At 42.1% G+C, this 15,420-nt stretch carries 16 protein-coding genes; 3 read left to right on the forward strand and 13 right to left on the reverse strand.

Annotated features, from left to right (window positions below):
- Positions 1-17: 17 nt before the first annotated feature.
- From nudC to NH153_RS16725, 6 genes are all read right to left on the reverse strand, one after another.
- Positions 18-935: an NAD(+) diphosphatase gene (nudC, locus tag NH153_RS16700; protein WP_063705944.1), complete on the reverse strand. Its 918-nt coding sequence runs from the start codon at positions 933-935 to the stop codon at positions 18-20.
- A 114-nt stretch (positions 936-1,049) separates the two neighbouring features.
- Complete coding sequence (gene nagB, locus NH153_RS16705) at positions 1,050-1,844, reverse strand: glucosamine-6-phosphate deaminase (RefSeq protein ID WP_063705946.1); 795 nt, start codon at positions 1,842-1,844, stop codon at positions 1,050-1,052.
- A gap of 210 nt (positions 1,845-2,054) precedes the next feature.
- Entirely contained in the window at positions 2,055-3,185 is a 1,131-nt protein-coding gene (nagX, locus tag NH153_RS16710) for a transmembrane glucosamine N-acetyltransferase NagX (protein ID WP_063705948.1), read from the reverse strand.
- Positions 3,186-3,248: 63 nt separating this feature from the next.
- Entirely contained in the window at positions 3,249-4,361 is a 1,113-nt protein-coding gene (gene nagA, locus NH153_RS16715) for an N-acetylglucosamine-6-phosphate deacetylase (RefSeq protein WP_063705950.1), read from the reverse strand.
- Entirely contained in the window at positions 4,361-5,275 is a 915-nt protein-coding gene (nagK, locus tag NH153_RS16720) for an N-acetylglucosamine kinase (protein WP_063705952.1), read from the reverse strand. Before nagK ends, nagA begins: the two co-directional genes overlap by 1 nt.
- 370 nt (positions 5,276-5,645) lie before the next feature.
- Entirely contained in the window at positions 5,646-6,140 is a 495-nt protein-coding gene (locus tag NH153_RS16725) for a LabA-like NYN domain-containing protein (protein WP_063705954.1), read from the reverse strand.
- 155 nt (positions 6,141-6,295) lie between these two features.
- Between NH153_RS16725 and NH153_RS16730 the strand changes: the two genes are divergently transcribed.
- Entirely contained in the window at positions 6,296-6,910 is a 615-nt protein-coding gene (locus tag NH153_RS16730) for a hypothetical protein (protein WP_062564219.1), read from the forward strand.
- A complete protein-coding gene (locus tag NH153_RS16735; RefSeq protein WP_063705957.1) occupies positions 6,907-7,659 on the forward strand; it encodes a DUF3307 domain-containing protein in 753 nt (250 codons plus the stop codon). The genes NH153_RS16730 and NH153_RS16735 overlap by 4 nt, the downstream gene beginning before the upstream one ends.
- A gap of 42 nt (positions 7,660-7,701) precedes the next feature.
- Here the strand turns inward: NH153_RS16735 and NH153_RS16740 are convergent, their stop codons facing one another.
- Positions 7,702-9,150 (reverse strand): DEAD/DEAH box helicase, encoded by a 1,449-nt coding sequence (locus NH153_RS16740; protein ID WP_063705959.1) that lies wholly within the window; start codon positions 9,148-9,150, stop codon positions 7,702-7,704.
- Between the two features lie 172 nt (positions 9,151-9,322).
- Positions 9,323-10,165: an isopenicillin N synthase family dioxygenase gene (locus NH153_RS16745; protein ID WP_054551580.1), complete on the reverse strand. Its 843-nt coding sequence runs from the start codon at positions 10,163-10,165 to the stop codon at positions 9,323-9,325.
- Positions 10,166-10,403: 238 nt separating this feature from the next.
- Here NH153_RS16745 and NH153_RS16750 point away from each other — a divergent pair, with 238 nt between their 5' ends.
- A complete protein-coding gene (locus NH153_RS16750; protein WP_138624848.1) occupies positions 10,404-11,291 on the forward strand; it encodes an MBL fold metallo-hydrolase in 888 nt (295 codons plus the stop codon).
- Positions 11,292-11,298: 7 nt separating this feature from the next.
- On the opposite strand, the gene NH153_RS16755 is transcribed toward NH153_RS16750, so the two are convergent.
- From NH153_RS16755 to aspS, 5 genes are all read right to left on the reverse strand, one after another.
- Positions 11,299-12,030, reverse strand: coding sequence for an alpha/beta fold hydrolase (locus NH153_RS16755; RefSeq protein ID WP_063705961.1), 732 nt, complete (start codon positions 12,028-12,030; stop codon positions 11,299-11,301).
- Between the two features lies 1 nt (position 12,031).
- The gene (locus NH153_RS16760) at positions 12,032-12,619 is read right to left on the reverse strand and encodes a GNAT family N-acetyltransferase (RefSeq protein WP_063705963.1); all 588 of its coding nucleotides are present in this window, start codon (positions 12,617-12,619) and stop codon (positions 12,032-12,034) included.
- 31 nt (positions 12,620-12,650) lie between these two features.
- Complete coding sequence (locus NH153_RS16765; protein WP_240494383.1) at positions 12,651-13,241, reverse strand: pentapeptide repeat-containing protein; 591 nt, start codon at positions 13,239-13,241, stop codon at positions 12,651-12,653.
- Positions 13,238-13,444, reverse strand: coding sequence for a hypothetical protein (locus tag NH153_RS16770; protein ID WP_063705966.1), 207 nt, complete (start codon positions 13,442-13,444; stop codon positions 13,238-13,240). The genes NH153_RS16765 and NH153_RS16770 overlap by 4 nt, the downstream gene beginning before the upstream one ends.
- 109 nt (positions 13,445-13,553) lie before the next feature.
- The gene (gene aspS, locus NH153_RS16775; protein WP_063705968.1) at positions 13,554-15,323 is read right to left on the reverse strand and encodes an aspartate--tRNA ligase; all 1,770 of its coding nucleotides are present in this window, start codon (positions 15,321-15,323) and stop codon (positions 13,554-13,556) included.
- Positions 15,324-15,420: the final 97 nt, after the last annotated feature.

Consider the following 15,420-nt stretch of genomic DNA (forward strand, 5'->3'; position numbering starts at 1 on the left):
TTTGTCCAAGCTGTGCTTTACAGGTTGCGCCAGTGCTCAACCAAAAATCGAGAAATAGAATCTTGTCGGGTTAGTTTAAGATGACTGCCCTGCTCATGCCATTGGCCAAATTCATTAAGTTCAGCACGGCTAAACCATCTTGCATCGTCTAACTCGTCTTTATCTACTTGAATATCTTCTGAAACTGCTGTGGCCATAAAGCCAAACATAATTGATGATGGAAATGGCCAAGGCTGTGAAGCGATATATTGAATATCTGTCACCGCAACACCAGCTTCTTCCATAACTTCGCGGGCAACGGCCTGCTCTAGTGTTTCACCTGGGTCAACAAAACCAGCAAGAGTTGAAAAAACACCGTCAGGCCAGCTTGCTTGACGGCCTAGCAAGCAGCGCTCAACCCCATCTGAAAAGGTTTTAGTCACGATCATTATCACGGCAGGATCGGTTCGCGGAAAAGTTTGATGCTGGCAAGTTTGGTTCTCACATAAACGTGAATGCCCTGCTTCAACCATGTTATTTTCATGACCACAACGACCACAAAAACGGTGCGTTGCGTGCCAAAAACACAAGCCCCTTGCCAGTGCGGCAATCGAGCCTTGTTTTAGCTCAACTAGTGGGCCTAACTTGCGAATATCAACAAATTCAGCGCCATTAAGCATAGGCTCAATGAGTGAGTCTGGAACATGGCTGACATCTAAAGCAAAATGAGCCACATCATCGTCGTCTAAACCCAATAAAATGCCTTTTGATAAATCGAGATGATCCACTTGAGATAAGCGTAAATAACACACTTCAGGACTGTCTTTAACAAATAAACTTTGATTGTTATTGACCAATAACCAGCGACTCTGAGAATTCATTTGAGCCTTTAACCACTTTGGATCTTTACGGCGATTTGATGCACGATCCAATGGCATTTGAGAGTAATTCAGCATGGCATTCCTTGAAAATAGTTTACTCGCTAAAACTACCATAAGCAGATGATAAACCCAATTTATTACAGGCATAAAAAAAGCCCAAACTGGGCTTTTTTATTCTCTCTCACAATTTTACAAGGTCGCTAGGTGCGCTTGTAGTTTTTGGTTCTCAGCTTCAATATGCTGATAGAACTCTAAATCTTCTAATTTACTTGCGGCAGCTTTATCAATGATGATCACCGCATCTTTATGAAGTTGCAATGCTGAAGCTGGGCATTTAGCCATTAACGGGCCTTCTACCATGGCGTGAACGGCATCCGCTTTACTTGCACCCGTAGCTAAAAGCACTACTTTCTTGGCTTCTAAAATAGTACCAATACCCATAGTGATTGATAAATGCGGTTGATATTCGCCTTCTGCAAAAAATCTCGCATTGTCTTCAATCGTCGCTTTCGTCAGTGTTTTTACACGGGTGCGTGATGTCAAACCTGATGAAGGTTCATTAAAACCGATGTGACCATTACGGCCAATACCAAGTAGTTGTACGTCAACACCACCAGCGGCTGTGATTTTTTGCTCATATTCAGTACAAGCAACAAGCGGATTTACTGCATCACCCGGCGGTACATGGGTGTTTTGTTTGTCGATATCAACATGGTTAAACAGCTGCTCATTCATAAAGTAACGGTAACTTTGTGGATGCTCGCCAGTTAAACCTAAGTATTCGTCTAAGTTAAATGTTGTCGCTTGGCTAAACGAAATATCGCCAGCTTTATTTTTTTCGATCAGTTGTTGGTACAAAGCAACAGGTGTTGAACCTGTGGCAAGACCAAGAACCGAGGCTGGTTTTTTTAGTAATTGTTTCGCAAAGATGTTGGCACCATACGCTGCAACTTGGGCTGCATCATCAAGAATCACTATTTGCATATCGATTAGCTCTAATTATAAGTTGGAAAAAAATGGGACCTAAAACCCAACCCCACGTGCAATCGAGCTGGGTTTTAGATCAAGCCACTGCCAGGATACGATGCAGTAGCTATAACCACAATGACAACGCTGTCATTATCACTTCTAGTTTTATCTTTGTAAAGTAAAAGTGAATAAAAAATTACTCTTTCTGTTAGTGTTTAATAATTATCAAACACTAACAAAGATCTTACGGCGATACATCCAATGCAATACCAGCATTTGTACTGCTAATAACGCAATGACCGCCATCAGGGGTTGCCACGCCTCTGGCACAGCTCGAATCACCCCACCAAATACGCTTTGGCTTACATAGCCCCAATTCTCAAGACTTGACGCTAAATAAATAATAATCGAGTTTGCACCTATGATCACAAATGGATACGCAGCGCGTTGCCCCGGTAAAATATCAACCAGTGCATAAAAAACGGCGAGCAATATGGCACTCCAGCCAACGGTTACAAGCACAAATGAGCTGGTCCAAAGTTCTTTATTTACTGGGAACTGTAAATCCCATAACCAACCTAAGCATACACTTACCACACCTGCTGCGAACAACAAGGCGGTCATTTTCCACTCGCCAATTTGCTGAGCTCGAGCCACTAATTGACCTGCAAACACACCCATTAATGCATTGACTATCGCAGGGATATTCGACAACACACCTTCTGGGTCTACTACACGGTTTTGATAACTAATACCCGGCAGTAAGTGTGCATCAAACCATGCATTCCAACTCCCTGCTGCTGAAAGGTCACCAGCACTGCCACCCGGCACTGGAACAAAACAAAGTAGTAACCAATAACCCACTAAAATAGCCGCAGCGGTAATAATTTGTGTTCGTAAACTAGTATGCCAAACCAACATTGCACAGAAGAACCATGCAATAGCGATGCGGCCAAGCACACTGGCATAGCGAATTTCATCTAACGCCATCGGCATCCCTGTGCCCCAGCCGTGGTTATACAAAATACCTAATAAACACAATAGTAAAAGACGTTTACCCGCCTTGCGGTAATACACTTTGCGCTCATCAAACGGTAAATGGTCAATGCGTTTCGGAGCTAGTCCCATCGCCACACCCGATAAGAATATAAACAATGGGAAAATAAGATCGTAAAATGTGAAGCCATGCCAAACGCTATGCACGGTGTGTGCTTCAAAAACTTTCCAGCCAGTCCAGCCAGTTAAAACGAAGAGCGCAGCGAATAGTGACTGTCCGCCTAATATCCAAAACATATCCATGCCGCGCAGCGCATCCAGCGATGCCAAACGTTTTCTTGTTGGTTGTGTTGTTGTCATTGTATTACCTTAAATAGAAAAAGCCCCGCGATACAACGGCGGGGTTTTTACCAGGGAAGCTTGTTATAGCACTTTTCCAGCAATAAAGGTGGCTTGTACATTTTGCTGTGCGTCTAACACCACAAAGTCAGCGTCAAACCCGCTCAGTAAGCGACCTTTTTTATGTAAACCTAAATATTGTGCAGGATAAAGTGATGCCATACGTAAGCTCTCAGCAAGGCTAACATCCAATGTGTTCACTGTGTTGCGCACCGCACTTGCCATATCAAGTACGCTGCCTGCTAATTCACCGGTCGTTGAATTTAATCGATCGCCAGTACGAATAACTTTACGACCATCAAAGAAATCAAACTCCATGTCATCAGTCCCCACAGGTGGCATTGCATCTGTGACTAACATAATTTTTCCGCGCTGTTTGGTGCGAATAGCTAATTTTGCTGATGATGGGTGTACATGGTGACCATCAACAATTAAGCCGCACCAACTGTTATCATCCCAAAGTGCAGCACCAACAACACCTGGCTCTCGTGATGTAAATGCTGACATGGCATTAAATAAGTGGGTAAAACCATCAGCCCCTGCAGCAAGTGCAGCATTGGTGGTCGCAAAGTCTGCATTGGTGTGGCCAATACACACTTTTACACCACTCTCCACTAAGCGTGCGATATCATCAGCACTGACATTTTCAGGTGCTAAGGTAACCATTTTAATGCCTAAGTCTTGGCGGGCGTAAATTGCAAATTCTTGTTCTGTGATTGGACGAATAAATTGCTCGCTGTGGGTGCCTTTTTTCCCTAATGAAAGGTGCGGGCCTTCGAAGTGCACACCCATTATGCCCGGAACACCTTCAGCAATTGCTTGTGCAGTGGCATCGGCCGCTTTTGCCATGACTTCGACTTGGTCAGTGATCAGGGTTGGCATAATCGCTGTTGAACCAAACTGACCATGTGCTTTGGCTATTCTATCTAAGCAATCTGGCGTTTGTTCAGCGTTAAAAAACGCCCCGCCACCGCCATTTACTTGTACATCAATAAAACCGGGGGCCACTAAACCCGTTAATGCAACGGCATTAGCATCTGCTTCAACACGCTTAAACACACCATTATCGACGCTAAAATACACATCAGATAAAAATTCGTCACCGGTAAACAATGAACTTGCATGATAAATCGTCATTACAAACTTACCTCTTGGTTTTGTTCAAGAACAGATTGCTGAGCAAAATACACCGCGCCCATTTCCGGTGGTTGAATAGGAGATTCAACGCGTTTCGCAATATCTTCTGCAAGCCACTTATTTAATGGCTCGGCTAAACCGCCAATCATAGATAACCGTGGCGGGTTATTCTCTAATAAGCGCTGCGCTAATTTACTAACGTAATCAGCCCCTTCTTTCACAATGGAGATAGCAACTTTGTCATTATTATTGGCTGCTTCAAATACATAACGGGCTAATTTGGCAAAACTACTCGAAGGCTGACCAGACATTTGTTCAACAATTGCCATCGCATTGTCAGCTTCAAAATGCTCGGTGATCACGTTAGTTAGGTTTGTTGCTTCGCCTAGGCCATCAAGGTCTAACAAGGTCGCTTTTATTGCTTCAAGACCCATCCAGGCGCCGCTGCCTTTATCACCTAAGGCAAAGCCATGACCGCCAAAGTTAGTTGTGCGACCATTTACACATGAAAAACCACATGAGCCAGTGCCTGTGATGATCACCGCACCATCACTCCCTTCGTGTGCGCCGATACAGGCTGTATGTAAGTCGGTGGTGAGGAACATTTGTTTGAATGGATGCTCCCATTCCATAATCTTGTCGTACAAACTTGGTAGGTTTACACCTGCTAAACCTAAGCCGGCATAAAGCTGATGAACGGTTTCAAGCGGTAAACCCGCATCACGAAGTGCTAATTGTGTTGAGACCATAATTGATTCGAGAGTACGTTCCAAACCATGTAATGGATTTGCAGGACCACCTAGGCCAGTTCCTAATACACCTTGTTTAACAGAGTAGATAGTTGCTCGACATTTCGTTCCGCCACCATCAATACCAATAAACAATTGGTCCTCATTCACACTCTTCGCCATCATTTAACGACCCCTAGCCTTCGTTTAGTTTTTGTCTAAATCGCATTATTTTTCTTATCAGAATGCGAAATCATCTCAACCTTTGTTGATTTAATGTTACACAACAAATGACAGCGTTGTCATTATATTTTTTATAAAAATTCGTATATCTTTCATATTTATTTTTAATTAATTGAATTAAAACGTTTTATTTAACAGACAAGAAAATTAGAAACCACATCAACAATGTCCTATTACACCTTTATTTATGCTTTTTTGCATAATTTAGTGCGTTGTGCGTGACTATTCCTTTATTTATCATAAAGTGTAGCTAATGTTAGCTTAGCTGAAATAATACTTTAGTTAAACATTTTATTTTTATAGGAATATTTTTTCACCTTGATAGTAGCAGTGAATCGTCAATACAATGAAATTCAGCGGCGGCTTGCTTTAAAATATCAGCGGTAAGCTGCTCTGCTCCATAGACATCACACGGTAGCTGATACTTATTCGCTAAGTGACCAAGTAATAAGGCAAAATCACCATCACCCGAAAGCAATACCATTTTATCGAGCTGCTTGGCATGCTCTAGCATATCAATGGTAATGCCAACATCCCAATCCCCTTTTGCACTGCCATCTTTGCGCTGAATAAAAGGTTTCAGTTTTACCTCAAAACCAATTGCGCGCAGAATATTTTGAAACTGCGATTGCTTTTCATCGCCACGATATATTGCATATGCAATGGCGCAATCAATTTGATAGCGTTCGCTCATTTGTGCCCAAAAGGCATTGTAGTCAAAGTTTTTCTTGTAGCTTTCTCTACAGGTGTAATAAATGTTTTGTACATCTACAAAAATACCGACTCTTGGCTTATCAACTGCTGACATAGTTTTCTGTTCTTTAGTGATTTGTGTTCACTGTAGCATATCTAGGTTGATATTTACGAAAAAGTAACCTAAATTGGTTACATAAAAAAAAGTAACCAAATTTGGTTACTTATCGCGATGTAACTAAATTAAGTTACTTAATCTAAGGGATCATAATGATTGCGGTGATCAGCGGTGATTTAATTAAATCACAAAAAATTCCACAACAAGAATACGACGCTATGCTTTATCAGCTTGATCAAAGCTTACGCTTTGTTGCCAAGCGTTTTAATGCAAGCTTTACCATTTACCGTGGCGATGCATTACAAGTACAGCTAACAGAGCCAGAACTGGTGTGTCATGCAGCAATCTTGTTGTATTTGCAAATGAAAGCAGCCAATTACGAACTGCGACAAAGCTTGGCCATTGGCTCACTCGACAACCCCCGCGCCGATATAAAAACAGCCACAGGCAGTGCTTATACCTTATCTGGTCGTGGTTTAGATAACATCGGCCAGCAACGCTTAGTGTTAAATATTGAAAATAACGCCCTTGAAGAAGGCTTTGCGCTTAATATTGCGCTTGTCGAAGTCCTGCTTGAAAAAATGAGTCAAAAGCAGGCCAATGCCCTGTTTTATTATTTAACCGCCGAGAACAACAGCCATGCAGAGCTTGCTAAAGAGCTTAATACTAGCCGAGAGAATGTCACGAAGTTACTCAACCTGGCGCATTATCAACTTATCGAGCGCTTTATAAATTACAGCCAAACCACACTCAAAGGATTGTTATGACCAGTTTTGCTCTATTACTCACCGCATTAGTATTGGGCCACTTACTTGCAGACTTTTATTGGCAACCAATGAGCTGGGTACACGACAGAAACAACCGTCACTTTCGTGCCAGTAAACTCTATTTGCACGTATTAACACACGGCGTGACCTCTTTAGCTGTGCTCACACTATGGGAATACACTTATGGCTGGCAAGAGTTCTCTCGTGTATTGTTAGCAACGGTTGCGATTATGCTAAGCCACTATGTCATTGACTTGGCAAAGTCATATTCAAATAAAGGCGTGGTGCCGTTTTTACTCGACCAGTTGGCGCATCTTGTTGTGATTGTAATGCTAAGCATTTGGCTTAGTGATAAGAATGAATTTTATAGCTTAGCGTGGCAAAAGCTGATTGCCCTCGATACTTTGTTTGTTATTGCAGCTTATTTATTGGTGCTTAACCCAAGCTCTGTGTTTATTCGCATGATGCTAGAGAAAATCAATATTCAGATAAACAATGAAGGCAGCATTCCTGCCGCGGGGCATTTTATTGGCTTGCTCGAGCGAGTGTTAATGTTGAGCTTTATCTTGTTAGGTGAATACGGCGGCGTGGGCTTTCTACTGGCGGCCAAATCTATCTTTCGATTCGGTGATTTAAAAGAAAGTAGCGAAAAACAACTTACTGAGTATGTCATGCTGGGCACTTTGTTAAGTGTCACCGTGACACTCTTTATTGGTGTCGCCACCTTATATTGCATTAAACTCATTTAAAACAAAAAACGCGCAATTGCGCGTTTTTTGTTTTTACTGCTATTAACTATCCGCAGCGGGCTTACGTCTTGGGCGAGATGGCCCCGATACACGCTGACGATTACCCGCAGGTTTATTACCTGCTGGTTTAGTGTTATTTGATTTATTCCCGTTGTTTGCACCTTTTTGGTTTTGGCCTTGCTCTTTACCCTTACCCTGCCACTTACCTTGTGAAGGACGCTTTTGCGATTTAGGTTTTGGCTTTTGTGCAGGTTTTGCTACACCTTGACCATCTTGAGCTGGTGCTTTTGGCTTTTTCGGTTTCTTTGGCTTTTTCGGCTTGATTGGACGCGTATCTAGCGGCTTTTCAGCAACCGGTTTGTTTGGCTCAAAACCTGCTTCGGTTGCACGCGGAATAAGCTCACCAATAAAGCGCTCAATACCATATAAATCGTCGGCATCATCTACTGTTACAAACGAAATAGCATGACCTGATGCACCCGCTCGGCCTGTACGGCCAATACGATGTACGTAATCTTCATAAATATTCGGTAGATCGTAGTTAACAACGTGAGGTAGCTCAACAATATCAAGACCACGGGCAACAATATCGGTTGCCACTAATACGCGCACTTCACCCGATTTAAAGCCTTCGAGTGCTTTAACGCGAGCGCCTTGCGATTTATTCCCGTGAATGGCAGCGCCGACAATATCATCGCGTTCAAGCTGCTTAACTAAACGGTTAGCACCATGCTTAGTACGGCAAAATACCAATACTTGCTGCCAATCGTTAGTACGGATCAGGTGGCTAAGCAATGCTGTTTTACGTGATTTATCTAGCGCATAAACAGATTGAGTAACAGTTTTAGCTGTGGTGTTTTTTGCCGCGACTGAAATCTCAACGGGATCGTTAATGAGCCCTTTTGCAAGTTCACGAATTTCATCAGAGAACGTCGCTGAGAACATCAGGTTCTGACGTTTAGCAGGCAATTTAGCAATGATACGTTTGATGTCATGAATAAAGCCCATATCAAGCATACGGTCTGCTTCATCAAGGATCAGCACTTCTAAATCATCAAACTTAACAGCATTTTGATTGTGTAGATCTAATAAACGACCAGGTGTGGCCACTAAAATATCAACACCTTTACGAAGGCGCATCATTTGTGGGTTAATTTTAACGCCACCATAAACAACAAATGAGCTAACATTTGAATGCTTAGCATATTGCTCAACATTTTCGCTTACTTGTAGAGCCAACTCGCGAGTTGGAGCCAATACTAATGCGCGTACTTTATTGCCACCCGCTTTAGGGCCCTTTGACAAACGCTCAATTAACGGCAGTGTAAAACCTGCTGTTTTACCTGTACCAGTTTGCGCTGCGGCCATAACATCACGGCCTTCAATGATCGCAGGGATAGCTTGTGATTGAATAGGCGTAGGTGCTTCATAGCCCTTTTCTAAAACTGCATTTACTAAAGCTGGTGATAAACCTAACCCATCAAAACTCATACTATCTCTCTTTAAAAAATTCAGCCGATTCGGCGAAGTGCGCGCATTATACCTAGGATAGTCAATAATGCATGGAATTATTTGCAAACTAACACTTAATGCTGAACTTAGCAGACAAATTTAAGGCATAAAAAAAGCGGCTTTAATGCCGCTTTCTCTTTATAACCAATTTTTACTTAACACCAAGCTCGCGTAAACGCTCTTGTAAGTAGCTGTCTGCTGTGTAGCGCTCAGAAAGCACAACATCAGGACGCGGGTGTAAGAATAATGGTAACGAAATACGTGATTTAGTTGACGCTTTACCCGTTGGGTTGATCACACGGTGAATCGTTGATGGGAAGTAACCACCTGACGCTTCTTGTAGCATGTCACCAATATTGATGATCAGGTTACCAAAATCACATGGTACGTCTAACCAACCGCCATCTGTTTTTTGTACTTGTAAACCTGGCTCATTTGCCGCAGGTAATACAGTTAATAAGTTGATGTCGCCATGCGCTGCTGCACGGATTGCACCTGGCTCTTCATCACCTGTCATTGGTGGGTAATGAAGAATACGCAGGAGTGTTTGCTCAGAGTTAGCAATCATATCTTTAAGGTCAATAGAGAACTTAGCACGCACTTCTTCTGGTGCTTCAGCTTGAACCCAACTTAATAATGTCGCTGCAAACTCATTTGCTAAACGGTAGTACTCACGAATTTCTTCTTCTAGCTGTGCTGGAACACGGCCTTTTGGATAAACGTGGTAGTACTCTTTAATATCTTTAACGGTAAAGCCTTTTGCAACTTCTGACACTGATGGTGGGAAGTAACCATCTTGTGTTTCTTTTGAAAATAAAAACTCGTGCTTTTGCTCAGAATTAAAGAATTCTTGCCAATTTTTGTAAATAGACTCAACTAATGACTGAGGAATTGGGTGATTTTTTAATACACCGAAACCTGTGTTTCTTAGTGACTCAACAAATTGAGCGGCCGCATCGCTCGCTTTATAATCAACGGTAGGTAAATGTTGCATTTGTCTTTTCCAGTGAATAAGGTTCTAGAAGTCTGTGCTAAGCATAGCATTTCTTCATTATAGCGCTTCGCGAGGATAGAGAAACACAGGCAAAAACATAAGGACTTATGTCCGCCCCACCTTGCTTAGCTCCTTAACTTTGATGCAGATCAACTAAGCCTTTAAGTAGTATAATATGTACTATTAGCTAAACTTTGATATGGTTAGTTAGACACATTTCAACGCAAAAGGATCGCTAATGTTCAAAAGTCTGCAAATCTTACTTTTCTGTGCGCTCATATTCGTTACTAATCAGGCCATCTGTGCAGAACCAGCAAACTATAAAGTCGAAAACATTAAAGACAATGTATATCGCTTTAGTGCTGGCCATTACCACAGCGCTTTTATGATTGTTGATAACCTTGCCTTGGTGACTGATCCTATTAATAGCGATGCCGCAAAATATTTAAAAAGCTATATCAAAAAAACCTTTAACGCCGATATCAAGTACATGTTGTACAGCCATAGCCATGTTGACCATGCAATGGGCGGTCATGAGCTAATCGATAACAACACAACGGTCGTCGCTCATCAATTTGCAGCTGAGGACCTTAAATTAAATAAAGTGCCTACTGCCCTGCCTGATCTTACATTTACCGATACACTCAAAGTCAATTTAGGTGATAGCTACGTGCAACTGAAATACTATGGGCCCAATAATGGCCGTGGTAATGTCAGTATGCGTTTTATGCCTGCCAATGTACTTTATGTTGTTGATTGGATTGTACTTGGCCGCATGCCATATAAAAATTTGATTGGTTACGATATTAACGGCATGCTGCATTCAACTAAAGCAGTGTTAAATGAACCCACATTTGCTGCATTTATAGGTGGCCATGCAGATACTGGCAACCGCGATGATGTTGTCTCTTATTTACACTATATTCAAGACTTACACACTACAGTGCGCGATGGCATGTTAAAAGGTAAGAACCTTGCGACCTTACAAAAAGAAATAAGCTTGCCTCAATACAGCCATTTAAAAATGTACCAGCAATGGCTACCACTGAATATTGAGGGTGTGTATAACAACCTTGTCGAGATGGGCTATTTTAATTTTCGCAGCGATATTAATGCTCAGTTTTAGCTGAGCATTAAAAGCGAGATAAAAACGCGTTAAGTTCTTTACTCATACGTGCTACAAGCGCTTTTGGGCCACCATCATACATGTCGTTATGGCGCGAATCTTTAAGCTTAATTTGCGTCACTGGGTATACTGCGAGCTCTTGCGGCGTTAGCAATACGTTGTCATCTGCTGGGTAATCGCTACCGCGTAGTGTCAGTACAGCAATATTTTTGTTTCGCGGGATCAGCATACGGCGATGATCAAGGGTGATCAGCTTAGCTACCTTAGCGGGATAAATAGCCGCATATAATGCTGCAATATCCCCCCCATTTGAGTGCCCAAATAAAGTGAGCTGATTAAAGTCATACGCAGGATAACGCTTTGCAAGTTCTACGGCTAAAAACTCAAGGGTTTGTACACCGCGGTGCCAGTTTTCCATGCGTGTGGTCATGTAGGGTGGCTCAGGGTTTAAACTCGGATCGCCTTTTAACTCATGAGCCACTTCAACCGTTAAATAACCATGCTGATGAAAGGCCTGCTGGGCAAATTGATACTCTGTATGCGCCATACCATAGCCTGCTCCAATAAATGCCACGGGGCACTTTTTCTTTACCGTGCATTCGCTATCGGCTGCTGTAATGGTCACCGGAATATGGCGGGCTCGCTTAGTATCAAACAGTGTCTCTGTTTGGTTTGCAAAGGCTGTTTGCCCGCTAAGAGTTAAAGCGAGCAATAGCGCCGCCTTTTTAATATCTAACATTTTATGACTGCGCTAATTTGAATTCTAGGCTACGTTTAACCATCGGCCACTCACCATCAATAATTGAAAACACCACAGTATCGCGGACGCATCCATCGGCCATGATTTGATGATTACGAAGAACCCCATCTTGTTTCGCCCCTAAGCGAGCAATGGCATTGCGCGAAGCTTGATTATGCCAATGGGTACGAAACTCAACAGCAATCACATTAAGTGTTTCAAATGCATAACTCAGTAGCAGTTTTTTACATTCAGTATTAACCCCAGTTCGCTGAAAGCGCTTGGCATACCAGGTGTAACCAATTTCTAAACGGCGGTTTTTACTGTCGATATTACAAAAGCGAGTTGAGCCTATCACCTCATCGGTGTGTTTATCGATAACAGCAAATGGTAATGCGCGACCAAGTGACTGTTGTTCAAACGCCATGTTTAAATAATCGTCAACACGTGCTTCATTGGGCACCGAGGTAAACCACAATTCCCAAAGCTTTCCATCCGTAGCGGCGTTTACTAAAGCATCGCGATGCTCAAGCGTTAACGGCACTAATTTAACAAATTGACCTTCCAAGGTGATGGGACTTAAATCCATAACTTTCCTTAACCTTAATTAGCAAAAATATTTAATCCACCAGCTCTATATCGAGCCCTGCGAGCAAGTCCAAAGCGGCATAACGTTCAAATTTGGCTTTACTGATATTGTTAGCAGTTATATCAATGGCAAAGTGACTAGCACCTATAAAATTAGCTTTACTGAGATTAGTTTGTTGAAACAAGCTGTCACGAAAATCCGTATCAGTAAAATCAGCAGATGTTAAATCTGCATGTCTAAAATCAACATCTTTGGCAAAGCAGCTGCGCATTTTTAAAGCCTTTAAACTAAGCTCAAAAAAGCTGCTGTGGCTAAGTTCACAGCCAACAAAACTCACTGGGGCACGGCTGGCGAGTAGCGGCCAATCAACATCAGTAAAGCGTACACTGGTTAATTTACACTCTTTAAAGCTCACTTCTTCAAGTGAGGTGTATCTAAGACCAAGGGCAGCTAAATTACAGTTTTTAAACTCACATTCTATAAACCGGCAGTTTTCAAACTGGCTATTGCTAAAGTCACAGTCGACAAATTCACATTGCTCAAATTCGCAATGTGAAAATGTTTGCCCTGCTAGGTTTACTTCAAAAGTGTGTTCAAAATAGAGGGAATGGCTTGCGATCACGCGGTGGTCTCAATATCTTGTTTAAATGCAAGTACTGCAATAAAAATAAGACCAAATAAGGGAACTAACGCAAGTAACCCACCAATAATGGCCATTCTGATAGGTGTGGAGGTTTTGCGCTTACCCAAGAAATAACTGATAACAGCAAACACAGGGATCAAAATAAAAATTATTTGGCCCATTAAAGTTAGATTGACATTCATACTCTTTCCTTGAAGAACATACTAAAAATTCATTTAAACACAAAAAAACCCTAAGGCATACACCTTAGGGTTATTATTCATTAAGTCTTATAATTCAAGTTATTATGAATTATTCAGCGTCTTTCGCTACAACATTAATTGCAAGCTCAGTTAATGCATCTGCATTAGCTTTGCTTGGTGCATCTGTTAATAAACATGATGCTTGTGTTGTTTTAGGGAAAGCAATAACGTCACGAATGTTATCAGTACCACATAGCAACATAACTAAACGGTCAAGACCAAACGCAAGACCCGCATGCGGTGGTGTACCGTATTTAAGTGCGTCAAGTAAGAAACCAAACTTGTCTTGTTGCTCTTGTGCGTCAATGCCTAAGATTCTGAATGCAGTTTCTTGCATGTCAGCATTGTGAATACGTACCGAACCACCACCAACTTCGTAGCCGTTTAATACCATGTCGTATGCATCTGATAATGCACCAGCTGGGTTTGCTTCAAGCTCTTGAGCAGAAATACCTTTTGGTGCAGTGAATGGGTGGTGAACCGCATGCAATGTACCTTCGTCGTCTTCTTCGAACATCGGGAAGTCAACAACCCATAAAGGTTTCCAGCTATCAAGATTAGTAATGCCTAAATCAACACCAATCTTAAGACGTAGTGCACCCATCGCTTCGTTTACAACGCTACGCTTATCAGCACCAAATAAAATGATATCGCCAGATTGTGCGTTAGTACGCTCAAGTAACTGGTTGATCACCTCTTCGTTTAAGAACTTAGCGATTGGTGATTGTACACCTTCAACGCCCGCAGCACGGTCGTTAACTTTCATCCATGCTAGGCCTTTCGCGCCATAGATACCGATGAATTTAGTGTAATCGTCGATTTGTTTACGAGAAAGCTCAGCACCGCCTGGTACAGTTAATACAGCAACACGGCCTTTTTCGTCATTAGCAGGACCAGAGAATACTTTAAACTCAACGTCTTTTACTAAATCAGCAACGTCAACAAGCTGCATTGGGTTACGTAGGTCTGGTTTATCAGAACCATATAAACTCATTGCTTCGCTGTATGGCATTACTGGGAAGTCGCCTAAGTCAACGTCTAATAATGATTGCCACATTTCACGGATCATTTTCTCAGTCATTGCACGCACTTCATCAGAGCTCATGAATGACGTCTCTAAATCGATTTGTGTGAATTCTGGCTGACGGTCAGCACGTAAATCTTCGTCACGGAAACATTTAACAATTTGATAGTAACGGTCAAAGCCCGACATCATTAATAATTGTTTAAATAACTGTGGTGACTGAGGTAAAGCGTAGAAGCTACCCTTGTGAACACGGCTAGGTACTAAGTAGTCACGCGCACCTTCAGGTGTTGCTTTTGTTAGTACCGGTGTTTCGATATCTAAGAAACCATTGTCATCTAAGAAACGACGCACAAAGCTGCTCGCTTTTGCACGAAGTTTGATACGGTCGCTCATTTCAAGACGACGTAAATCAAGGTAACGGTATTTTAAGCGGCGCTCTTCAGAGTTTTGCTGATTAAAGTCAAGTGGTAATGGCTCTGAACGGTTGATGATAGTTAAGCTTGTGCCTAAAATTTCAACTTCACCTGTTGCCATGTCTTTATTTACTTGGCTATCAGGGCGTGCGCGAACAACACCTTTTAACTGCACACAAAACTCTTGACGTAGTTTATTCGCAGTATCCATTAATCCTTCTACTTCAGGATCAAAAACAACTTGTACTAAACCTTCTCTGTCACGTAAATCGACGAAGATAAGGCCACCAAGGTCACGGCGTTTGTTGATCCAACCACATAGTTCAACTTCTTGATCTACGTGAGATTTATTTAGCTGTCCGCAATATATAGAGCGCATAGTATTCCTGTCAGTTAAAGACTTATAGCCGCCTGCTCTTAAGAGTTCGCTATTTTGAGAGCAAAAGCCACTATACAAAGTAATCATTTAAGGCAGA

This window comes from Pseudoalteromonas gelatinilytica (assembly GCF_001641615.1).
Classification (GTDB): domain Bacteria; phylum Pseudomonadota; class Gammaproteobacteria; order Enterobacterales; family Alteromonadaceae; genus Pseudoalteromonas; species Pseudoalteromonas gelatinilytica.